The 21,643-nt window shown below is 43.3% G+C and carries 19 protein-coding genes and 2 tRNA genes; 5 read left to right on the top strand and 16 right to left on the bottom strand.

Annotation, left to right across the window (positions count from 1 at the left end; translation table 11 throughout):
• Nucleotides 1–28: 28 nt before the first annotated feature.
• From ACLI08_RS01340 to ACLI08_RS01310, 7 genes are all read right to left on the bottom strand, one after another.
• Nucleotides 29–105: transfer RNA gene (locus tag ACLI08_RS01340), tRNA-Asp, on the bottom strand.
• 355 nt (nt 106–460) lie between these two features.
• Nucleotides 461–537, bottom strand: a tRNA-Asp gene (locus tag ACLI08_RS01335).
• 120 nt (nt 538–657) lie between these two features.
• A complete protein-coding gene (locus ACLI08_RS01330) occupies nt 658–1,584 on the bottom strand; it encodes a DUF58 domain-containing protein (protein ID WP_411426654.1) in 927 nt (308 codons plus the stop codon).
• A 33-nt stretch (nt 1,585–1,617) separates the two neighbouring features.
• Complete coding sequence (locus tag ACLI08_RS01325; RefSeq protein ID WP_411426653.1) at nt 1,618–2,745, bottom strand: hypothetical protein; 1,128 nt, start codon at nt 2,743–2,745, stop codon at nt 1,618–1,620.
• A 22-nt stretch (nt 2,746–2,767) separates the two neighbouring features.
• Entirely contained in the window at nt 2,768–3,469 is a 702-nt protein-coding gene (locus ACLI08_RS01320) for a hypothetical protein (protein WP_411426652.1), read from the bottom strand.
• Nucleotides 3,466–4,017 carry an RNA polymerase sigma factor gene (locus tag ACLI08_RS01315; RefSeq protein WP_411426651.1) on the bottom strand — a complete coding sequence of 184 codons (552 nt, stop codon included), beginning with the start codon at nt 4,015–4,017 and terminating at the stop codon, nt 3,466–3,468. Before ACLI08_RS01315 ends, ACLI08_RS01320 begins: the two co-directional genes overlap by 4 nt.
• A gap of 135 nt (nt 4,018–4,152) precedes the next feature.
• Nucleotides 4,153–5,211: an NADH:flavin oxidoreductase gene (locus tag ACLI08_RS01310; RefSeq protein ID WP_411426650.1), complete on the bottom strand. Its 1,059-nt coding sequence runs from the start codon at nt 5,209–5,211 to the stop codon at nt 4,153–4,155.
• A 115-nt stretch (nt 5,212–5,326) separates the two neighbouring features.
• Here ACLI08_RS01310 and ACLI08_RS01305 point away from each other — a divergent pair, with 115 nt between their 5' ends.
• Nucleotides 5,327–5,680 carry a winged helix-turn-helix transcriptional regulator gene (locus ACLI08_RS01305; RefSeq protein WP_411426649.1) on the top strand — a complete coding sequence of 118 codons (354 nt, stop codon included), beginning with the start codon at nt 5,327–5,329 and terminating at the stop codon, nt 5,678–5,680.
• A 98-nt stretch (nt 5,681–5,778) separates the two neighbouring features.
• On the opposite strand, the gene hutF is transcribed toward ACLI08_RS01305, so the two are convergent.
• The 8 genes from hutF to purH all read right to left on the bottom strand — a co-directional run bounded on the left by hutF (nt 5,779) and on the right by purH (nt 15,130).
• Nucleotides 5,779–7,164 (bottom strand): formimidoylglutamate deiminase, encoded by a 1,386-nt coding sequence (gene hutF, locus ACLI08_RS01300; RefSeq protein ID WP_411426648.1) that lies wholly within the window; start codon nt 7,162–7,164, stop codon nt 5,779–5,781.
• Nucleotides 7,164–7,961 carry an N-formylglutamate amidohydrolase gene (locus tag ACLI08_RS01295; protein ID WP_411426647.1) on the bottom strand — a complete coding sequence of 266 codons (798 nt, stop codon included), beginning with the start codon at nt 7,959–7,961 and terminating at the stop codon, nt 7,164–7,166. Before ACLI08_RS01295 ends, hutF begins: the two co-directional genes overlap by 1 nt.
• A gap of 72 nt (nt 7,962–8,033) precedes the next feature.
• Nucleotides 8,034–9,290, bottom strand: a complete 1,257-nt coding sequence (rodA, locus tag ACLI08_RS01290) for a rod shape-determining protein RodA (protein WP_411426646.1) — start codon at nt 9,288–9,290, stop codon at nt 8,034–8,036.
• A 1-nt stretch (nt 9,291) separates the two neighbouring features.
• On the bottom strand, nt 9,292–11,163 hold the full coding sequence (gene mrdA / locus ACLI08_RS01285) for a penicillin-binding protein 2 (protein WP_411426645.1): 1,872 nt from the start codon (nt 11,161–11,163) through the stop codon (nt 9,292–9,294).
• A complete protein-coding gene (locus ACLI08_RS01280; RefSeq protein ID WP_411426644.1) occupies nt 11,160–11,666 on the bottom strand; it encodes a rod shape-determining protein MreD in 507 nt (168 codons plus the stop codon). Before ACLI08_RS01280 ends, mrdA begins: the two co-directional genes overlap by 4 nt.
• Nucleotides 11,666–12,502, bottom strand: a complete 837-nt coding sequence (mreC, locus tag ACLI08_RS01275) for a rod shape-determining protein MreC (protein ID WP_411426643.1) — start codon at nt 12,500–12,502, stop codon at nt 11,666–11,668. The genes ACLI08_RS01280 and mreC overlap by 1 nt, the downstream gene beginning before the upstream one ends.
• 10 nt (nt 12,503–12,512) lie before the next feature.
• A complete protein-coding gene (locus ACLI08_RS01270; protein ID WP_411426642.1) occupies nt 12,513–13,541 on the bottom strand; it encodes a rod shape-determining protein in 1,029 nt (342 codons plus the stop codon).
• Between the two features lie 62 nt (nt 13,542–13,603).
• A complete protein-coding gene (purH, locus tag ACLI08_RS01265; RefSeq protein ID WP_411426641.1) occupies nt 13,604–15,130 on the bottom strand; it encodes a bifunctional phosphoribosylaminoimidazolecarboxamide formyltransferase/IMP cyclohydrolase in 1,527 nt (508 codons plus the stop codon).
• A gap of 309 nt (nt 15,131–15,439) precedes the next feature.
• Here purH and ACLI08_RS01260 point away from each other — a divergent pair, with 309 nt between their 5' ends.
• From ACLI08_RS01260 to ACLI08_RS01250, 3 genes are all read left to right on the top strand, one after another.
• On the top strand, nt 15,440–16,690 hold the full coding sequence (locus ACLI08_RS01260; protein WP_411426640.1) for an ABC transporter permease: 1,251 nt from the start codon (nt 15,440–15,442) through the stop codon (nt 16,688–16,690).
• Nucleotides 16,691–16,777: 87 nt separating this feature from the next.
• Complete coding sequence (gene ubiE / locus ACLI08_RS01255) at nt 16,778–17,509, top strand: bifunctional demethylmenaquinone methyltransferase/2-methoxy-6-polyprenyl-1,4-benzoquinol methylase UbiE (protein WP_411426639.1); 732 nt, start codon at nt 16,778–16,780, stop codon at nt 17,507–17,509.
• 1 nt (nt 17,510) lies between these two features.
• Complete coding sequence (locus tag ACLI08_RS01250; RefSeq protein WP_411426638.1) at nt 17,511–18,227, top strand: porin family protein; 717 nt, start codon at nt 17,511–17,513, stop codon at nt 18,225–18,227.
• Nucleotides 18,228–18,309: 82 nt separating this feature from the next.
• Here the strand turns inward: ACLI08_RS01250 and ACLI08_RS01245 are convergent, their stop codons facing one another.
• Nucleotides 18,310–19,035: a TrmH family RNA methyltransferase gene (locus tag ACLI08_RS01245; protein WP_411426637.1), complete on the bottom strand. Its 726-nt coding sequence runs from the start codon at nt 19,033–19,035 to the stop codon at nt 18,310–18,312.
• Nucleotides 19,036–19,074: 39 nt separating this feature from the next.
• On the opposite strand from ACLI08_RS01245, the gene ACLI08_RS01240 reads away from it, so the two are divergent.
• The gene (locus tag ACLI08_RS01240) at nt 19,075–21,630 is read left to right on the top strand and encodes an outer membrane protein assembly factor (protein ID WP_411426636.1); all 2,556 of its coding nucleotides are present in this window, start codon (nt 19,075–19,077) and stop codon (nt 21,628–21,630) included.
• The last annotated feature ends 13 nt before the right edge of the window (nt 21,631–21,643 follow it).

Below are 21,643 nucleotides of genomic sequence, written 5' to 3'. Positions count from 1 at the left end.
CCCTCAAAAAGAAGGGCTTACTTTAAACTGGCGGTCTGGACGGGACTCGAACCCGCGACCCCGTGCGTGACAGGCACGTATTCTAACCAACTGAACTACCAAACCAGCATTCTTAATGATTAGCAGCACAAGGCTGTTGTTCATTATTGCGGGTGCAAAGATAACGCGATTTTTTACATCTGCAAGCGTTTGCGCTACACTAAAGCAAAATATTTTATAAGTTACTGACTGCCAAAACAGAAGAGGGAATGTTTTTTTGTAGCGGATAAATACCGCTGGAGTGGGCACAAAAATAAAAAAGCCCTCCAAATAAATGGAAAGCTTTTCATTGGTCTAACTACTAAACCTACCACACTTTCGTGTGGCATAAACAACACAACTATCGTAACACTTCCCTGTGTGGGAAGTAATATATTTTGGCGCAAAAAGCCCCGCTTAAAGCAGGGCTTTCTTTGCATGCTGGCGGTCTGGACGGGACTCGAACCCGCGACCCCGTGCGTGACAGGCACGTATTCTAACCAACTGAACTACCAAACCAGCGTTCTTAATGATTAGACAACTCGCGTTGTTTGTTTCATTATTACGAGTGCAAATATACGGCAGTTTTTGATATCTGCAAGTGTTTTGAAAATAATTTTCAGATATTTTTTCTGATGATTATCCAAACTTTTGTTTCTCAACAAGGTAAGTCGTTAATATTTTTTCAAATTTTTCGTCAACAGATACCGGAGCGTACTTAATCCGGTACTGCATACAGGTTTCTTCTACTTTTTTAAAGTAGGCTGCAACCTGTTTTTCGTACTCTTCCCTAACATTTTCCGAGAAAAGATTTACCTGTTCGCCTGTTTCCAGGTCTATAAATTTGCGCGGGGTATTGTCAAAATCAAAGTTAAACTCGGTCTTTTTGTCAATTACATGAAACAGTACCACCTTGTGTTTATCATGTTTCAGGTGTTGCAGCGCATCAAACAGTGCTTCATTTTCGCCCGGCTGAAACATATCGGTAAACAATATAATCATGCTGCGGCGGTGCATTTTTTGTGCTATCTGGTGTAAAAATGTGGTTGTATCGGTAGGTTTTGCTACGGTAGGCGCGGCTAACAGTCCTTCCAGCTTATCCAGCAGCATGCGGTGGTGCCTGCCGCTGCCTTTTTCGGGCGCGTAGTACTCGTAGGTGTCGCTATACACGCTAAGGCCTACGGCGTCGCGCTGGCGTTTCAGCAGATCCATAAGCACAGCACTTGCCAAAACTGAAAAGCCTATCTTGTTTTCATAAAACAACTGCCCATCTTTCAGTTTAGGGTAGTGCATACTGCCCGAGTTATCTATAATCAGGTGGCAGCGCAGGTTGGTTTCCTCCTCATAACGCTTGCTGTACAACCTGTCGGTACGGGCGTAGAGTTTCCAGTCTATATTCTTGGTGCTCTCGCCGGGGTTGTACACCTTATGTTCGGCAAACTCAGACGAAAAGCCATGAAACGGACTCTTATGCATGCCCGAAATAAAGCCTTCCACAATTTGGTTGGCTAAAAGCTCTAAATGTGAAAACGCCGATATTTTCTCTAATTGTGCATCTAACTTCATACTTCCCAAAAATAAGGAAAAAAGCACAGCATATTAAAATACAACCCTTAAACCTACAGATAGTGCATTATTTTTAATATCAGCATCTTTAAACACTTTGTTAATCTCATACCGCCCAAAAAGGCTTATGTCGCCAAGGCCTATGTAGCCGTTAACACCATATACAAAGTCATTAGTATTATAGTCTGCCCTGCGTTTTAGTACCACATTGTGCCCGGTTTCGTTATATTTTAAAACTTGCATGGCACTCACCGCGGCACCTACATATCCGCCTATGCCTATTTTAAACGCTTTAGAGGTGTCGTAACGGAAATAGTCTTTGTATTCCTTCTTTTTAGAAGGGCCAAACTCTAAATAAAACGGCGCTATTATTTTGTTTACCTGAAAATAGCTTCTCTTTTTAAGCGGCGACGAAAAGGTTTCCAGTGTACTGTAGCCGTTGTTGTTTACCACATACTTATTGTCATTAAACTGGAAACTTTCAGCCATATAAGACACTCCGTACAGCAATCGCACCTTATTATGGTCTTTAAAAAGACGGGTGCGCAGCGTAAGCCCAAACTCTGCATTACCGTGTTTAAAAAACTTGTACGGATCGCCATGCATACTGCCAAATCCCGCGGCTACTACAATGTCTGCAAAGGTTCTTTTGTCGTATTTAGGCTTTTTGCGCTCGCCTTTATACTGTAAACCAAGTAAAAAACTTCCTGCCTCATCGGTAGCGTTGCCAAAGCCAATTTGAACATAAGAAGTGGTATACAAATCTAAGTTGTAATACACATCCCTGTTTACTAATGCTATATGGTTGTTTATAATTTCTGTTTTGTTATCAATGTTTTCGGCTGCAATTTTAGCCGCTTTCTCTTTTAAAGCCAATGCTTTTTCCGGGGAAATCTCCTTTCTTTCCAGGCGCGCATCTATGCTTTCAATGATTTTTTTCAATGCTTCTTTTTCATCTTCCACTATTTGCGCTTTTTCTTGTTCCAATAGTGCTATACGCTCTTTACGATATTTTTCATAATCCTTAAAATCCAGCGGCGCACGCCCTCTTACATTTTCATTTAGCTCATAATACCCCAAGGAATCACGCAGCACCTGCGCGTTAAGTTTGGGCAAAAAAAGTCCGGTCGCCGCTATGGCGATTAACATTAATTTTTTCATGGTAAGGTAATTTTAAAAGGTTTTAGTGGTTGTCTTTTACCACAATACGAATTTTTTTATACTTAAGCGAAAAGAACCTCAGCGCCTTTTCCCGATAATATTCGTCCATTTCTGATTCCACTTCTTTTAGCAGGGCTTCCTGGTTGGTTGTCTGCTTAAATTGTTTTTGCGCTGCTACGTCTCGCATTGCTTTTTCAAGCAAAACATCTTCCTGTGGGCGGGCAGCAGCAATAACAGTACCGGCTGCTTTTATATCCGCTTCAGGCAATGCAACTTCGGTAGGTGACAATTGTAATGGCTTATTGTTGCTAACTGCGGCCAGTTGGTCTTGATTATCCGTATCGTTAATCGGTTTAGTATTGGGCAGGTTGTTTGCTGTTTTACGTTCAGCATATTCAGGCTCCGTAACGGCGTCTGCAATTTGGGATGCGTTAGGGGTATAATTAGGGGTTTGCTGCGCTGGTGAGACATCTTTGCCCTGCACTACCTGCGGCGTAGTATTTATATTTACCGAAGTACTTAAAGCTGTTATAAACAAATACCCTCCTATCAACAACACAGCAACCGATGCCGCTACCCAATAAAGGCTGCGTTTTTTCCTGCTTTTTTTTCCCGCCTGTTGCTGCCTGTTAAAAGCAATGCGCTCCCAGGCATTATCGCTTGGTGATATACTGCGGCTGCCCAACTTTTCGGCGAGTTGTTGTTCTAAATTATATTTTTTCATAGCCTGTTTTCCTTTTTTAATGCAAGCTGTTCTTCTAACTGCTTACGTGCTTTAAACAACTGCGACCGGGATGTGTTTTCCGTAATGCCCAGTAAAACCGCGATTTCCTTGTGGCTGTAGCCTTCTATAGCATACATAACCAGTACGGTACGGTATCCTTCGGGCAGGTTGTCTATGAGCAACTGCAGCAACTCTACATCAAAGTCGGGTTCATCTATTGTAACAGCAGGTACTTCTGCGGTTTCTATATCTGCAAACTGAATGGCACGCCTTGATCGTAAAAAATCTATGGCCTGCCGTACCATAATCCGCCTCAGCCAGCCTTCAAAACTTCCGTCAAACCGAAACTTATCCAGATTTTGAAATGCTTTGGTAAACCCCTCTACCATTACGTCTTCGGCATAGTGAAGGTCTTTTACATACAACCTGCATACGCCAAGCATTTTGCCGGCATAACGCATATACAATTCGCGTTCGGCCTTACTGTCGTTTTGCAATATCCTTTTTATAAGGCTTTCGTCTGACGTATGTAGTTTAATTATTTTCACTAATACCGATTGGTTTATATCACTAAGACGTAATTATGTTTTATGATGTTGCCTGAGGAATAAAAAATTTTCTAAAAATAAAAAAACTCCCGAAGCATAGCCCCGGAAGTTTCAGTAATTTAAGATGATATGTTTTTAATAAAGTGTTTGTAAGCTCGACGCTTCAAAAGATTTAAGCTCATTAAACTGCCCTGCTTTTACTTTTTGCACCCACTCAGGGTCGTGCAGTAGTGAACGGCCTACTGCTACCAGATCAAAATCGCCGCGGTCATATCGGCGCAGCAGTTCATCTATATTTGCTGTACCCGAATTTTGCCCCTGGAAAGATCCCATAACATCTCCTACAAGCCCTACAGAACCCACTGTTATGGTAGGCTGGCCGGTTACTTTTTTAATCCATCCTGCAAAGTTAAGGTCGTCGCCCTCAAACTCAGGCTCCCAGTAACGGCGTTGCGATGCATGGAAAATATCTACACCGGCTTCGGCTAACGGCAACACCCAGCTTTCCAGTTCATGCGGCGTATGGGCAAGTTTAACGGTGTAGTCCTGCTGTTTCCACTGCGAAAGGCGGATGATGATTACAAAATCAGGGCCTACAGCCTCACGCATGGCCTTTACCACTGCTACGGCAAATCGGCTGCGTTCTTTAATGGTGCTTCCGCCAAAGTCGTCTGTACGTTTGTTAGTACCTTCCCAAAAAAACTGATCTATAAGATAGCCGTGCGCGCCATGAATTTCAAGCGCGTCAAACCCGGCATCTTTAGCAGCTTTGGCCGCTTTGGCAAAGGCTTTTATGGTAGCATCTATATCTTCAGCAGTCATGGTTTCCGGACTTTCAAACGGAGCAGGCGGCTGCCATCCGTACGGGGTATTGCCTACGTGCCAAATTTGTGGTGCTATAGCGCCGCCCGCAAGGTGTACTCCTTCGGCTATACGCTTCCATTGTGCCAGGGCTTCATCGCCATAAAAATTGGGTATGTCTTTAAGGTTTTTAGATGCCGGGCGGTCTATTACAGTACCCTCGGTAAGTATAAGCCCCACACCGGCAGCAGCCCTGCGGGTGTAGTAATCGGCAATTTGTTGCGTAGGTATACCGTCTGTAGCAAAGGCACGGGTCATAGGTGCCATTACAAAACGGTTTTTAAGGTGTAAACCTTTATATTGAAACGGAGTAAATAATGAATCTAAACTCATGTTAAAGTATTTATATATTTAAATATGTGCAAATATACCACCAATGGTTTATATTTGTAACCATCAACAAAATAAACTGGTAACCGAAGGGTAACCAATAGGCACTAAAACATTTATGAGTAAATCTTTTAAGTACAGCGATTGCCCCATACACCGTTCTATGGCTATACTGGGCAGTAAGTGGAAGCCCATAATAATATATGCACTGCGGGAACGCACAGCCCGTTTCGGGCAGCTTCATGCAGCAATAGGGAGCATATCTAAAAAGGTACTTACCGATACGCTTAAAGAGCTTGAAGCCGATGGCATTTTGTTAAGGGAGGAATTTAAAGAGCTGCCGCCTAGGGTAGAATATTGCCTTACCGATAAAGGCCGTGCGCTTATCCCTATTATGCGGGATTTAGTACAGTGGAATGACACCTACCACGAAAATAAAAGACAAGGCTATCTAGAGTCAGAATTGGTATAGCGTACCTATTTGTTTTTGCAATAATATAAACCTCCGGTTCCCTTAAAAATTTGATGTATGTTGCTTTTAAGGGACCGGAAGTTTTTAGGTAACCGGTGTTACTTTCTTGTTTTGAGCGTTTCCATAACAGCAATGAAATCGGCTACAATAGCATCGCGGTTTTGCAGGCTGTTGTTACGGCTTACCCATTGCCCCGAAACAATAGTCCCCTCCATGTCGGTAACGTCGGCACTGTACACAAAAGTATTGCACAGGTTGCGTTCGGCTGCGGTGGCAATCAATGGCGATGTAGCCTTCATCACCACAGCATCAAATGGTTGGCCTACTGCAAAGAATTCTTTGTCATTAGTGCCCATAGCCCTGCGGCCGCTTTGCCATGCCATTTTAATCGCGTTAAAACCGCTGTCGCCACTGTCAGGCACAACATACGTGTTACGCTTATGCGAAACAAGGCGCTGTCCGTAATCCAATATTCGAAGTTCTTCCAATGGGTTAAGCCCTACATGGCTGTCGGTGCCGATGCTCCAGTTGCCGTTTTGTTTTTTGTAGCTGTCAAAGCTAAATAGGCCATCGCCCAGGTTGCCCTCTGTGCTGGGGCAAATGACTACGCTGGCACCGCTTTTTGCGATACCGGTTACTTCACTTTCGTCTAAATGCGTAGCGTGTACCAAGTGGTAGCTTTCGTTAACTGCACAGTTATCCAGCAGCCATTGCACGGGGCGTTTGCCGTGATAGGCAAGGCAGTCTTCGATTTCTTTTAACTGCTCTGATACGTGTATATGAAACGGGCGTGAACCGTCTAAGGCGCTGCACAACGCAATCACATCTTCGGGTTTTACCGCACGCAATGAGTGTATGCCTATGCCTACATTGGCTTTATCAAAATTTTTGGCAGCTTCAATAGTACTGTCTAAAAGTTTGTAGTAATCTTCTATAGTAGGCGAAATAAAGCGCTTTTGTTTCTCTACAGGTTCCTGCCCAAAGCCACCCTGTTGATAAAACATAGGCACCAGCGTAATACGGATTCCTGCTTTTTTGGCGGCAGCCATAAGGCGTGTGCCCATCTCTGCAAGGTTAGGGTAGGGGTTGCCGTCTTTGTCGTGGTGCAGGTAGTGGAACTCTGCTACGGCTGTGTAGCCATGGCGTGCCATTTCGCTGTACAGCATGGCGGCTACGGCTTCCATTTGCTCCGGCGAAAGGGTAAGCGCCAAGCCATACATGGCGTTTCGCCAGCTCCAGAAATCGTCCTGCGCACCGGTATCGGTATGTAGTTCTGCAAGGCCCGCCATAGCGTACTGAAACGCATGCGAATGTGCATTCTGGAAACCCGGCAACGCATAGCCATTTATATATTCGCCTTGCGGTGTGTCGGTCTTTTGTATCGAAAAAATATTCCCTGCGGCATCAAGCTGCACTGCTGCATTGCTAATCCATCCGCTTTCGGTAAGTAGCCCTTTAAAGGTGTACGTAGTATCCGCTGCCATTATGGGGTTACGGTTTTTATGAGTTCGGTAAATAGTTGTTTTAGCACGGCGCGAATTTTTTCTGCGTTTTCCAGGTTGTAGGCTGTTTCAGTGGCATCCATATAATTGGTTTTGGCCATTTCCAGCTGTAGCGCATGGATATTATTATCCGGCTTGCCAAAGTATCGCGTTATGTGTCCGCCTTTAAACGGAGTGTTGTGAGTGGCCTGGTAGCCGCTGTTTTTCAGTACATCCCAAGCGGTTTTAATTACAGATGCAGAAGCAGATGTTTCATCGTTATCGCCCAGTATCAACTCAGGAAAAGCGTCTGCCTGGATGCCGGGTACCACGCCCCTTATAGAGTGCGCATCAAATAACAGTGCGGCGCCGAATTGCTGTTTGGTTTGTTCCAGTAGTTCTTCTAGCTTTTCGTGGTAGGGCAGGTAGTATTTTTGTACACGTTCGGCGATTTCCACTTCATCAGGTGTTGCACCGGTGTAGAGCGGATTGCCATTAAAATCAGTAAACGGAACCAGTCCTGTGATTACCCTGCCGTCTGTATATAAAGGTTTGCTTTCAGGGTCGCGGTTAAGGTCAATAACCCACCGGCAGTAGTTGGCTTTAATAAGGGTAATTCCCATTGCAGGGGCAAAATCGTACAGGGTATCTATAAACCAGTCGGCGTCATCGGGCCTTTCGGCTTTGTCGGGATGTAAACGTGTTTTAATGTCATCCGGGAAATAGGTACCGGAGTGCGGCGAACTTATAATTATGGGCACCTTGGGTGCTGTAGGTTCTGTAATATGGTAAATATCCATAAGGTGTTTGGGTTTTTAGCTTGTGTTTACAACAAAGTTACACTTTTAGCCCAAACTAGCCGCCGAATTATTTTACCACTCGTTTACCTGGTTGGCATCCATTTTTATAAATATAAACAGCAGCATGGTAAAAGCCCATAAGCTGGAACCACCATAGCTAAAAAACGGTAACGGAACCCCTACCGTAGGGAATAACCGTATAAGCATGGTTATATTAATAAAAAAGTGCATAAATAATATCGATGCCACACAGTAGCCATAGGTTCGGCTCATTTTGCTTTTTTGCCGCTCGGCGCGATATATTATGCGGAGTAACAATCCTACAAAAAGCAGGATAACGGTAACAGAGCCTGCAAAGCCCCATTCTTCGCCTACTGTAGTAAAGATATAGTCGGTATGTTGTTCCGGTACAAATCCGCCTTTGGTCTGGGTTCCTTCAAGATAACCTTTCCCTAGCCAGCTCCCGGAACCAATGGCAATCTGCGCCTGGTTAAGGTTGTATCCTTCGGCCTGCATGTCTACATCTTTGCCAAAAAGTACGTTTATACGGTCTTTTTGGTGTGATTCCAGTACGTTTTCAAAAACGTAATCTACAGAGAATACATAAGCTGTAATACCTACAAATAATATAGCGTATAATATGGGGTTACGCTGCGCCCTGCGGGTCATAAAATAGGCAGCAAGCAATACTATGAGGCTAAAGCCTACAAGTGCTGCAGGTTGTATAAGTAATGCAAGGATGAACAAGGCTGCAGCAGATCCTCCTACAGCAAGGTACCACCCCGGCAGGCCTTCCCTGTACATGGCAAATACCAGCGAAAAGAATATCAGTGCACTACCGGCATCGGGTTGCAGCATAATAAGCGCCACCGGGAGCAGTATAATGCCAAAAGCAACTAGCTGATGATTAAATAGTTTCAGGTTCACCTGAACGTCGCTCAGGTATTTAGAAAGGACTATGGATGTGGCAATCTTCACAAATTCAGACGGCTGCATACTAAACCCGCCAAACTGGTACCAGTTGGTTTGCCCTTTTATGGTTTTACCAAAAACAAAGAGCCCTGCCAGTAGCAACAGACCCACTCCGTAGAATACAAAGGCGTACTTATCGTATATCTTGGCGTCCAGCGTAAGGATTACAATGATAAGCGGTATACTGGTAACCATAAACAATATCTGTTTACCCGATACCTGGCTCAGATCAAAGATCGAAGCGTTATCTTCGGGTAACGATGCCGAATAAATGGTAACCCAACCCATAATCACCAGCATTGTGTACAGGAGGATAGATATCCAGTCGATGTTGTTAGTTACTTTTTGGTTCTTCATTTTAGTGGTGCCCGCCCTGGTTAATTTTAAACGGAAGCCCGCTGGTTACTTTAGCATATTCTTCGGTAAGTCCGTGGGTCATTATCCATTCTTCTTTTGCTTTCTGTGTTACGGCTTCGCCTTTCAAATATTTTTCTATCATAAGGCTGGCAATTGGCCCGGCCCATTTGGCTCCCCAGTAACCGTTTTCCACAAATACTGCCAATGCTATTTTAGGGTCATCTTTAGGAGCGAAAGCCACAAATATAGAGTGGTCTGTAAGCTGGGTGCGTACGCCGTTTATTTTAGTAAAGTTTTCGGCGGTACCGGTTTTTCCGCAAATGTCTATGCCCTGAACCCGTAAGTGGCTTGCCGTACCCAGGTTGTATACGTCAAACATACCCGCTACTATGGGGTCAAAATACTGCTGGTCTATGGTAGTGGTATGGCGTTTAGTAAACGCCTGGTCTATTTTTTCTCCCTTTATTTCCTTAACAATATGAGGTGTATAATAATAGCCGTGGTTAGCCACCGTTGCCACCATATTAGCCAGTTGTATAGGTGTGGTACTTATTTCTCCCTGCCCAATAGCCAATGAAATTACGGTAGAACTTCTCCATCCGCCATTAGGGTAATATCTTTTATAGTATTTTGAGTCAGGAATGTGTCCTTTCCTCCCAGTTGGTAAATCGTAACCCATAAAGTTACCAAGGCCAAAGCTCTTCATGTGGTTTGCCCACACATCTATACCTGTATTAGGGTTTTTATATTTGTCTATAGTAAGGCGGAAAGCATTACCAAAGTAGGTGTTACATGACTTGTAAATAGCCTCATGCAGGCGGTTAGCACCCGAATCGTGACATTTCATAAAAGCACCTCGACCGTAGCTAAAGCCATGGTGGCATACGAATACGCTGTTTTCATCTACAACTTCTTCCTGTAATGCAGCAAGGCCTGTAAGTATCTTAAACGGTGACCCTGGAGGGTATTCTGCCATAAGCCCCCTGTCATATAGAGGTTTTGCAATTGAGTCCCTAAAAAGCATTGTGTAGTTCTTAGACCGGTCGCGTCCCACAAGTAATGCAGGGTCATAATTAGGTGCTGTTACCAATGCTAATATTTCACCGGTCTTAGGCTCAATCGCTACAATACCGCCACGCTTTTCAAACATTAGTTTTTCGCCATATTCCTGTAAGGCGGCGTCTATGGTAAGGGTAATATCCCTGCCGGGTATGGCAAGCGTATCATATTTACCTTCTTTAAACGATCCTATTTCGCGGCCATAACGGTCTTTCTGAAAGTATTTTACGCCTTTTTGTCCGCGTAAAATCTCCTCATACATTTGTTCTACACCCTGTTTGCCTATAAGGTCGCCGCTTTTATAGTAGTGGTCTTTTTTAATAATGGCATCGTTTACCTGAGCTATATACCCAAAGATATTAGCCCCTACGTGTACCTGATAGTCCCTTAACGAACGTTTTACAATATCAAATCCTTTAAACCTGCGTATTTTTTCCTGAAAGGCGGCAAATTCTTTTTTACTTAAAGAAGGCAGGAAAATAGACGGTAGCCTTGGACTGTATACCTTTGCTTTTTTTATACGTTCGTTAAAGTAAACGGTGTCTATTTTAAGCAGTTCGCACAGCGCCAGGGTGTCCAGTTCCTTTATGTCGTTAGGGGTAACCATAATATCGTAAGCGGGCTGGTTTGCTACCATTAGCTTTCCGTTACGGTCAAAAATATAGCCACGTTCAGGGTATTCGTACTTAATTTTAATAGCGTTGTTGTCGCTTTTTTTAATGTACGAATCGTCTAGTATTTGCAGGTAAAAAAGCCTTGCTATAATTAGCAGGGTGCCCGTAATGATAAGTATGGGCAGTAATATTTTTCTCATTGTTGTTTGCCCGGCTTAATAAGGTATATGGTAATGATACTGATTATTAACGTAAACAACGTAGTAACAATTGTGCGCAGCAGCACATCGAGGATCAGGTCGAAACGGAAAAGCTCCATCATAAACAAAATGAAATGATGTGTGATTACCGAAAGGAAAATAAAAATAAGCCTTTCAGGTGATAGCCTGTCGTTTATTTTTATGGTTTGGTACTCGTAACTTACACCGAAAGAAAAACGAAAGAAAGCAGGCCTTAAATAGGCAAGTGTTACACAAGCCACAGCGTGCGCACCGGTGTCGCAAAACTGGTCTTGCAAAACCCCCATAAAAAAAGCCGATAGTAAAAGTACTGCCTTATTGCCATTTGCAGGATACAGTATTATGTACAGTATATACGGGTAGGCATTAATAAATCCAAATAGGTTCAGCTGGTTAAAAACCGCAACCTGAACGGCAAGCAGCGCTATAAAGCGGAGTATGTTTATAATTACAGTTGGGTTCATTAGTGCTGTTCTTCAGGCTTTGTTTCTTCCTGCAGTTGTTCTATTTCTTCTTTATGCTTGTTTTCTATAATGTATATATAGCCCAGGCTCGTCATGTCGTTAAACAGGCGTACTTCCAGGGTAAAGTTTTGTGTTACCTTGTCGCGGTAAATGGTTTCTACCGTGCCTATTGGTATGTTTTCCGGGAATATTGTAGACTCATTCCCTGTAACTATTGTGTCGCCTTTTGCAAAGCTGGCAATACGTGGTACATCTATAAGCTGCGCAAATCCGGTGCTTTTACCGTTCCAGGTGAGGGTACCAAAGTGGTCATTTTTCTTAATCTTGGCACCAAGCCTGAATTTTCTGTTCAGTATGCTGATTACTGTACTGTAATGTGCCGATGTTTTTTCTACCACACCTATTACACCCTGGCTGCTTACTACACCCATATCCTCTTTAATACCCTCTGCCGTACCGGCATTAATAGTAAAGTAGTTTTCCTGGCTGCTGTAAGAGTTTTTAATAACCTTGGCTTCGTACACCTTGTAGTTGCCCGGAGTATTTTCGGGCAGGGTAAGCGGTGGTTTGTTTACTGTGTCCTGGGTGTTAAAAAGCATACGCTTTAGCGCCGCATTTTCATGCGATAGCCTGTCGTTTTGTTCGCGCAGGCTAAAGTAGCTTTCTACCTCGTTAATTTTCTCATACGTGTACCCGGTAACCGAGTTAGCGCTGGACACTGCCAGGCTACGGTGGTACGAATGGCTTTGTATGGTAAACGTTAACGATATGCCCAAAAGCAGCAAAAACAGTAAGTTAATACTGTTTTTTAATAAAAAGTTTATTATTTGCTGCATTTGCTAAATCTTATTTAATAAGGATGCTCCTGTATTTTGGTATATTTTTTAGTGCCATTCCGGTTCCGCGTACTACTGCCCTAAGCGGGTCTTCGGCTATGTAAACCGGCAGGTCTGTTTTTTGCGAAATCCTTTTGTCAAGGCCTCGTAGCATACTACCGCCACCCGCAAGGTAAATACCTGTGTTGTAAATATCGGCAGCGAGTTCCGGCGGAGTCTGGCTCAGGGTTTCCATAACCGCGTCTTCTATACGCTGTATTGATTTGTCCAGTGCCTTTGCTATTTCGCGGTACGATACTTCCACCTGCTTTGGTTTACCCGTTAACAGGTCTCGTCCTTGCACGCTCATATCTTCCGGTGGGCTCTCTAAGTCTTCAATGGCTGCACCTATGGTAATTTTTATTTTCTCGGCAGTACTTTCACCTATGTAAAGGTTGTGCTGGGTACGCATGTAGTATACAATATCATTTGTAAATACGTCGCCTGCAATTTTAACCGATTTATCGCACACAATACCGCCAAGGGCTATTACGGCAATCTCGGTAGTACCGCCACCTATATCTACAATCATGTTACCTTTCGGCTGCATAATATCTATACCTATACCTATTGCAGCTGCCATAGGCTCGTGTATAAGGTATACTTCTTTACCGTTTACACGTTCTGCACCTTCTTTTACCGCACGCATTTCCACCTCAGTAATACCGCTTGGTATACATATAATAAGGCGAAGGGCAGGGGTAAACAGCTTCTTTTTAAGTGCCGGTATGCTTTTTATAAACATACTCATCATTTTTTCAGAAGCATCAAAGTCGGCAATAACACCATCCTTCAGAGGTCGTATGGTTTTAATGTTTTCATGGGTTTTACCCTGCATCATGTTCGCTTCCTTACCTACGGCAATTATCTTGCCCGATACGCGGTCGCGCGCTACTATGCTGGGGCTGTCTACCACAACTTTGTCGTTATGTATGATGAGGGTGTTTGCGGTTCCTAAGTCTATCGCAATATCCTCGGTCATGAAATCAAAAAATCCCATATTAATCCGGGTATTAGGTATTATATATTTTTGTTTAATTCAAGCCTACAAAAGTAATAAAATTAATGTTTGAAATGACGTACACCTGTAAATACCATGCTAACGCCGTTTTCGTTACAATAATTAATACTCAGTTCATCTTTTATAGATCCGCCCGGCTGTATTACTGATGTTATTCCGGCTTGTTTTGCCAGTTCCACACAGTCCGGGAACGGAAAGAACGCATCGCTTGCCATAACTGCACCGCTAAGGCTAAAGCCAAATGCGTTAGCTTTTTCAACAGCTTGCTTAAGGGCGTCTACACGGCTGGTTTGTCCGGTGCCGCTGGCTATTAGCTGGCCGTTTTTAGCAAATACTATAGTGTTAGATTTAGTGTGCTTGCATATTTTAGATGCAAACAGCAGGTCTTCGATTTCCTGCTCAGAAGGTGATGTTACCGTAACGGTCTTTAACAGCTCTTTATTGTCTGTAATATTGTCCTTATCTTGTACAAGAAGTCCGTTAAGGCACGTACGAACCTGTTTTTCAGGCAGCGTAACGTTGTTTTGAATAAGTATTATCCTGTTCTTTTTTTCCTGAAGTATGGTTACCGCGCCCTCTGTATAAGCAGGAGCTATAACTACCTCGCAAAACAGTTTGTTGATTTCTTCGGCGGCGGCCTCATCTATTTTAGCGTTGCTTATCAGTACACCGCCAAAAGCCGATGTAGGGTCGCCGGCAAGGGCGTCAAGGTAGGCTTCTTTAACGGTTTCGCGCGTGGCAAGGCCGCATGCGTTGTTGTGCTTAAGTATGGCAAACGTAGGCTTGTCATCTTTAAACTCGCCAATTAGGTTTACCGCAGCATCTACATCAAGCAGGTTGTTGTAAGAAAGCTCTTTACCGTGAAGTTTGGTAAACATTTCGTTTAGCCCGCCAAAAAAGTAACCTTTCTGATGTGGGTTTTCTCCGTAACGCAGTACTTCTCCGCCGGCTACGCTGGCTTTGTAGTAGGTTTCGTCGGTATTAAAATAGTTAAAGATAGCCGTGTCATAGTTGCTGGATACGTGGAAGGCCTTGGTGGCAAATTTCCTGCGCTCTTCAAGCGTAGTTGCGCCATTGTTTGCGGTGTAAGCTTCAAGGAACGTGCCGTAATCTTCAACCGACGCTATGATTACCGTGTCTTTAAAGTTTTTGGCAGCCGCACGTATAAGCGATATACCGCCGATGTCTATTTTTTCTATAATGTCAGCTTCCGGCGCACCCGAAGCTACCGTTTTTTCAAAAGGATACAGGTCTACAATAACCAGGTCTATTTGCGGAATGTTAAACTCCTGCATTTGTGCTACGTCCTGGTCGTTATCCTGACGGTTGAGTATTCCTCCAAATACTTTAGGGTGCAGGGTTTTTACGCGTCCGCCCAGTATAGACGGGTAAGAGGTTACATCTTCTACGGCTACTACCGGTATGCCCAGTTCTTTAATAAACTGCTCAGTACCTCCGGTAGAATATAGGGTTACGTTATTTTCGTGCAGCTTGCGCACTACAGGCTCTAAGCCGTCTTTATAAAATACCGAAATAAGGGCCGAAGAAATTGTTTTAACAGTACTCATTTGTTGTGTGTTTAGTTGTGTGTTTATTGCGGCGCAAAGGTAGTATTTGTACCTGTAACATTCAATATGTAAATTCACTTAATTTTAATTACTTCTAAATAAATATTCTGTTTTAGTTTTTTGCTGTTAATCAGTGGCTTTGTTTATAAAAAAATTGATGCACTGTATAATTTTTTAACGCTAAGCAGGGCAGGGTAGGTGTAACTTTTTTTAGTTCTTTGCTACTAATGCTATAAAGTTGTTTGCGCCTGTGCCGCACGGCTTAAATACGGCCGGTTTTTACCGGGCCACAATATCTTACATTGTATTATGCTGTTATACCTGCGCCTGCTTAGAGAGAGTTTCTCTTTTGCCATGAATTCGCTTACCAATAACAAGTTGCGTACTTTTTTGTCGCTGCTTGGTGTTACCATTGGTATATTTTCTATCATAGCTGTACTGGCTGCGGTAGACTCGCTGGATCATAAAATTAAAAAAGACCTTAGCAGCGTAGATAAAAATACCATGTACCTTAAGCGCTTTTCGTTTGGGCCTTCTAATATACCGCGCTGGAAAATGGACTATTTTCCAGATGTAACCTTTGAGGAGTACCAGTATCTTAAAGATAACCTTACCACAGTAAAAACGCTCGCATACCAGATATTTACCAAAAACGAAACCCTGCGCTATGAAGAGAAATCGGCTACGGGGGTAAATGTGCAGCCGGTATCTCAGGAAATTGCCGACATTGAGGCGCTTAAAATAGAAAAGGGAAGGTTTTATAACGAGGCTGAAGCCAACTCCGGTACAAGTGTGGTGGTGCTGGGACAGGGCATTGCCGAAACACTTTTTGGTGATGAAGATCCTATAGATAAAAAGATAAAAATGTACGGTAAGCGTTTTACCGTTATAGGCGTGCTTGAAAAACAGGGTAGTAGTACCTTTGGCCCCAGTAACGATATTTCTGTATACATACCGGTAAATGCCCTGCGTAATATGTACGGCGACCATAATGATTTTATGACGCCCATTATTATACTAAAACCGCTGCAAGGCATGGATTCTGACCAGTGTAAGGCAGAGATTACCCAAAAAATGCGTGCCGTCCGCGGGCTTAAGGCGGGTCAGGATGATAACTTTATGATTGACGTGCTTTCGGCATTTACTGATTTTATAGATGGTATAATAAGCATGCTGAACCTTGTAGGGTGGATTATTGCAGGGTTTTCGCTACTCGTGGGTGGTTTTGGTATTGCTAATATTATGTTTGTTTCGGTAAAAGAGCGTACCAATATTATAGGTATACAAAAATCCCTGGGTGCCAAAAGCCGTTTTATACTAATGCAGTTTTTGTTTGAAGCCGTAATCCTTTCGCTTTTAGGTGGTGTTATAGGTATTCTTATGGTGTGGGGTATTGCCACCGTGGCTTCTAAAGTCCTTGATTTTGAATTTATACTAAGCTTTACCAATATTGTTATCGGTTCCGGGCTTTCTATTATAATCGGGCTTATTTCGGGTATTTTGCCTGCTATCTCTGCAGCGAGGTTAGATCCGGTTGAGGCAATCAGGACGGGTATGTAGGGTTTAACGGTTGTTTGAGGCTGTATTTTTTATTACAAACGCCGCAATAAAAAAACTTGCTGTATCTTTGTTTCGTAAATACACACAATGAGCAGTCAAATAACCCCTTATAAAGATTCCGAACTCGGGAAAAAAGAACAGGTAGCCCAGATGTTTGATAACATCAGCGGCAACTACGATGGCCTTAATCGCGTTATAACCTTTGGTATAGATGTAAAATGGCGTAAGAAGGTGCTTAAGCTGGTATCTGATAAAAACCCGCAAACCATACTGGATATTGCTACCGGTACCGGAGACCTTGCTATACTTATGTCTGAAACCAAGGCGCCTAAAATCATTGGTGCAGATATTAGCGAAGGTATGATGGAGGTGGGCCGTAAAAAAATAGCCGACAAAAACCTGCAAAGTCGCGTTACCTTACAGTATGGCGATAGCGAAAACCTTCCGTTTGAAGATAATACGTTTGATGCTATTACCGTAGCCTTTGGTATCCGTAACTTTGAAAATCTTGAAAAAGGCTTTGCCGAAATACTGCGCGTGCTAAAGCCGGGCGGAATTTTTGTAATCCTGGAAACTTCAGTGCCCACTAAGTTTCCGTTTAAACAGGGGTATGCTTTTCACATGAAAGTAATTCTGCCGCTGGTAGGTAAGCTGTTTAGTAAAGAGGGCGGGGCCTACTCGTATCTTGCCGAATCGGCATCGGTTTTTCCTTTTGGCGAAAAGCTAAACAATATTTTGCGCAAAATTGGGTTTATAGAGGTGAAGCATTTGCCGCAAACTATGGGTGTGGCTACTATTTATACGGCCTCAAAACAATAAAATGAAGAAGTTTTTAGTCTATATATTCCTTTTAGCGGGCGTGTTGGTGCATGCGCAGTTAGGTACCCGTATTTTTGGGCGCGACCCTATTATCCACCTGGAAAACTTTGACAAGCAGCGTGTACACTGGGGCTATTACCTGGGGTTTAACAGTTACGATTTTAAATTTGATTATAAAACACCGCCTGCCAAAGATATTAAGGTGCAAAGCACCACGGGTTTTAACGTAGGCCTTATAGGTAACCTTAGGCTAAATGAGCATTTCGACCTGAGATTTGAGCCGGGGCTTGCTTATACGCAGCGTAACCTTACCTGGACAGATGAACGCCTTACCACATCGTATGACCGCCTGCGCGAGGTAAAATCTACCTATATACACTTTCCGTTGTTGCTTAAATTTTCGGCAACGCGTACCGGAAATATAAAACCTTTCCTTATAGGTGGGGTATCGCGTACGCTAAATTTTGATGCACAGGAAAAAGTAAAAGACGATAACCTTACGGGCGACCGTTTCCGTATGAAAACCTGGACCAATAACTGGGAGTTTGGAGCGGGTATAGATATTTACTTTGAGTACTTTAAGTTTTCGCCTTCTATACGCGGTGTGTTTAGCTTTGATGATGAACTAATACGCGATAACGACCCTAACAGTCCGTATACAGGTAACGTAGCAAGCATGAAAACACGCGGTGTGTTTGTAAACTTTGCGTTCCACTAATTTTTTGCCACGCATTGCAAAAATTTCTTTTGATTTGATAAATACGTTTACTATTTGTAGTTCGGGTAAATAGTGAGCTGTTTTATCCGCGCCTGAACTCACTGAGTATAATAGCCGTAGCCGTAGCTACGTTAAGGCTTTCGGTTTGTTGCAGGTCGCCAAAACGTGGTATGGCTATTCGTTCGCTGCACAGTGCTGCTATGTTTTCAGATATTCCGTTGGCTTCATTGCCCATTACAATAATGCCTTCCGCCGGAAGGCTTTTTTTATAAATATTCTCCCCATCCATAAAAGTACCAAAAACAGGCAGCTTGGTTTGTTGCAGGTAATGGTCAAGGTCTGCGTACACCACATTAACACGGGTTAGGCTGCCCATTGTAGCCTGCACTACTTTAGGGTTGTACACATCTACGCACGCGACAGAGCACACAAGGGTTTCAATGCCAAACCAGTCGCACAGGCGTATTATAGTGCCCAGGTTTCCCGGATCGCGCACGTCGTCAAGGGCTACACTTAGCCCCGTTAGAGGTATGGGTTTTTCGTCTGGAATTTCAAATAGGGCAAGGCAGTGCTGCGCAGTGGTAAGCGCGCTCACCTTTTTTAGTTCGGTTTCGGTCACCTCGCTATATTTGGTGGGTGGTACGTTGTTAAAGTAACCCGGTTCGCTGTACAGGTGTACCAGGGTAAGCGAAGAATCAAGGAGTTCCTGTACCACCTTTAATCCTTCGGCAAAAAACATTTTATGCTGTTTTCGGTATTTTTTTTGTTGTAATCCCGTTATTAACTTTATTTGGCTTTTACTTAGCATAAAAAACGTATTTTTGACTTTAGTTTCGGCAGTACCGTTTTGAAGAATATAACCACAAAAATAACACTATTTATATTACTGGCAGTAATTGTTGCATCGTGCGACCTTACGAGCAGGGTTCCGGAGGGTAAGCACCTGCTGGAGAAGAATGTTATTACCGTAAACAAAGAGAAAAAAAACGACGAGGAGCATTACCTACAGCTCTTTCAGCAGGAAAATTCTAATATACTGGGCTTTCATTTAAGGCTGCACATGTATAACCTGGCTAAGCCAAACCCTGATTCCTTATACCATCTTTGGCTGGACCGAAAACCCGGCAGGCACAAAACCCTTACGTTTTTACTGAGTGAAAAGCAGGTAAACCGCCTGGGGCATTCGTTTGTGGTTTCGGGTATCAGTAATTTTTTAAAGAAAACCGGTGAGTCCCCTGTAATTGTAGACCTTGCCCGTGTAAAGAAGTCAAAGAACAGGTTGTATGCCTATTATTATAAGCAGGGTTATTTCAGGGCGAAAGCTAACTATACCATAGATACTGTAAGCAGCAAAAAAGCCATTATTAAATATGAGGTTGTTACCGGCAAGCCGTACATTGTAGATTCTATAGATGTGAAAATACAAACCCCGGCATTAGATAGCCTCTACAGGCGCAGTAAGGCTGATGCGGTTTTAAAAAATGGCAGGCAGTACCGCGAAGCTGATTTTGCGGCGGAGCGCGAGCGGATATCAAACTATTTTAAGAACCATGGCGTTTGGAAGTTTGATCCTACGTACATACGTTACTCAGTAGATACGGTAAATACCAACTACAGGGCTAATGTAGATATGTTTATAGATAATGAAAATGTGCGGACAGAAGACTCGGTATATGTTCGTCCGTTTAAAATATATAAAATAAGCAAGGTAGAAATCCAGGTGAATAACCCGTACGAGCCAAATGCCGAGGTAAACACTACCATGTATAATGGTTTTACCATATTAACTAATGGTAAATTACGTTATAAACCACGGGCGCTTACAGATCCTATATTTATTACGCCGGGCAGTACCTATTCCGATATCAGGCGTACCCGTACCTCCCGCTACCTTAGCAACCTAAAGATATTTGCATCGCCTATACTTATAAATTATGAGGAAGACAAGGCAGACAGTACCGGTACATCGCTCATTGCAAAAGTAAGGCTGAATCCTAAAAAGAACTACAGGTTTAATATTGCTGCCGACCTTAACCACAACAGTATTCAGGATTTTGGTGTACAGGGTACTATGGGGGTAACCTTTTTAAATGTATTTCGGGGTGCCGAAACCTTAACGCTTAGTACCCGCGGAAACATAGGTTCGTCTAAAGACAGCTCCATAAAAGATAAAGCGTTTTTTAATATCCTTGAATATGGTGCCGATGCGAAACTCTCTATCCCCAGGGTGTGGTTCCCTGTAAATACAGAACGCATTATACCGAAAGAGATGTTGCCCAGCACATTGGTAAGTTTAGGTGTGGGCAGGCAGAAGAATATAGGTCTCGATAAAGAAAACCTTACAGGTGTACTGAGCTATAACTGGACACCTGACAGAAGACGTACCGCTAAATTTGATTTATGGAACCTGCAGTACATCCGTAACGTAAATGCAGGTAACTATTTTAATGTATACCGTTCGTCTTACGCGCGCTTAAACACCATTGCCAACTCGTATACAGGTATTAACCAGGATTATTTTGATGAATTTCATAACCTTTCCGGCTCAGGTGTTTATAGCTTTATAAACGATGTCTTGGCTACTAATACCGGAACCAGTATAACCGACGCGGATTTTCTTGAGGTGCGCAGGCTTGAGGAAAGGCGCAGGCGCCTTACCGAAAATAACCTTATCTGGGCCAGTAACTTTACCTACACACTAAGCACCCAGGAAGGTATTACAGACAACAACTTTTATAACTTTAAGGTAAAGGGCGAAAGTGCCGGTGGGCTGCTGAGCCTTGTGGCGCCGTTAATGAAAGAAAATAAAAACGTACCTGTGGGGCAGCGGACGTTGTTTGACGTGCAGTACTCGCAGTACCTTAAAGGTGAAGTAGACTTTATAAAGCACTGGGATTTGCGCCATCGCAGGGTGCTGGCCATGAGAGCGTTTTTTGGGTTAGCGGTGCCTTATGGCAACTCTAACTCTATTCCGTTTACCCGCAGTTATTTTGCCGGTGGTAGTAATGATAACCGCGCGTGGCAAAGCTACGGCCTGGGCCCCGGACGAAGCGGTAGTATTAACGACTTTAACGAGGCCAACATGAAAATCTCTTTCAGTACAGAGCTTCGTTATAACATTTTTGGAAAACTAAATGGTGCCGTGTTTGGTGACTTGGGTAATATCTGGAATATTTTTGATGACGAAACAGACCCTGCCTACACCTTTAACGGAATCAGTTCGCTGCGCGACCTGGCTTTAGGTACAGGTACAGGTTTCAGGTACGATTTCAACTTTTTTGTATTCCGGTTCGATGTAGGTTTTAAAACCTATGACCCCGCCCGATTAACAGGCGACCGCTGGTTTAAAGGATATAATTTTGGTAGTTCGGTTTTAAATTTTGGTATTAATTATCCGTTCTAAACTAAATATACTA

The organism is Flavobacterium sp. RNTU_13 (assembly GCF_046614455.1).
GTDB lineage: Bacteria > Bacteroidota > Bacteroidia > Flavobacteriales > Flavobacteriaceae > Flavobacterium.
This window is presented reverse-complemented; position numbering and strand designations above follow the sequence as displayed.

Coding starts and splice junctions, on each gene's coding strand:
- ACLI08_RS01330 (WP_411426654.1), bottom strand. CDS start 1,584: ATGAAGTTAGATGCACAATTAGAGAAAATATCGGCGTTTTCACATTTA.
- ACLI08_RS01325 (WP_411426653.1), bottom strand. CDS start 2,745: ATGAAAAAATTAATGTTAATCGCCATAGCGGCGACCGGACTTTTTTTG.
- ACLI08_RS01320 (WP_411426652.1), bottom strand. CDS start 3,469: ATGAAAAAATATAATTTAGAACAACAACTCGCCGAAAAGTTGGGCAGC.
- ACLI08_RS01310 (WP_411426650.1), bottom strand. CDS start 5,211: ATGAGTTTAGATTCATTATTTACTCCGTTTCAATATAAAGGTTTACAC.
- ACLI08_RS01305 (WP_411426649.1), top strand. CDS start 5,327: ATGAGTAAATCTTTTAAGTACAGCGATTGCCCCATACACCGTTCTATG.
- hutF (WP_411426648.1), bottom strand. CDS start 7,164: ATGGCAGCGGATACTACGTACACCTTTAAAGGGCTACTTACCGAAAGC.
- ACLI08_RS01295 (WP_411426647.1), bottom strand. CDS start 7,961: ATGGATATTTACCATATTACAGAACCTACAGCACCCAAGGTGCCCATA.
- rodA (WP_411426646.1), bottom strand. CDS start 9,290: ATGAAGAACCAAAAAGTAACTAACAACATCGACTGGATATCTATCCTC.
- mrdA (WP_411426645.1), bottom strand. CDS start 11,163: ATGAGAAAAATATTACTGCCCATACTTATCATTACGGGCACCCTGCTA.
- ACLI08_RS01280 (WP_411426644.1), bottom strand. CDS start 11,666: ATGAACCCAACTGTAATTATAAACATACTCCGCTTTATAGCGCTGCTT.
- mreC (WP_411426643.1), bottom strand. CDS start 12,502: ATGCAGCAAATAATAAACTTTTTATTAAAAAACAGTATTAACTTACTG.
- ACLI08_RS01270 (WP_411426642.1), bottom strand. CDS start 13,541: ATGGGATTTTTTGATTTCATGACCGAGGATATTGCGATAGACTTAGGA.
- purH (WP_411426641.1), bottom strand. CDS start 15,130: ATGAGTACTGTTAAAACAATTTCTTCGGCCCTTATTTCGGTATTTTAT.
- ACLI08_RS01260 (WP_411426640.1), top strand. CDS start 15,440: ATGCTGTTATACCTGCGCCTGCTTAGAGAGAGTTTCTCTTTTGCCATG.
- ubiE (WP_411426639.1), top strand. CDS start 16,778: ATGAGCAGTCAAATAACCCCTTATAAAGATTCCGAACTCGGGAAAAAA.
- ACLI08_RS01250 (WP_411426638.1), top strand. CDS start 17,511: ATGAAGAAGTTTTTAGTCTATATATTCCTTTTAGCGGGCGTGTTGGTG.
- ACLI08_RS01245 (WP_411426637.1), bottom strand. CDS start 19,035: ATGCTAAGTAAAAGCCAAATAAAGTTAATAACGGGATTACAACAAAAA.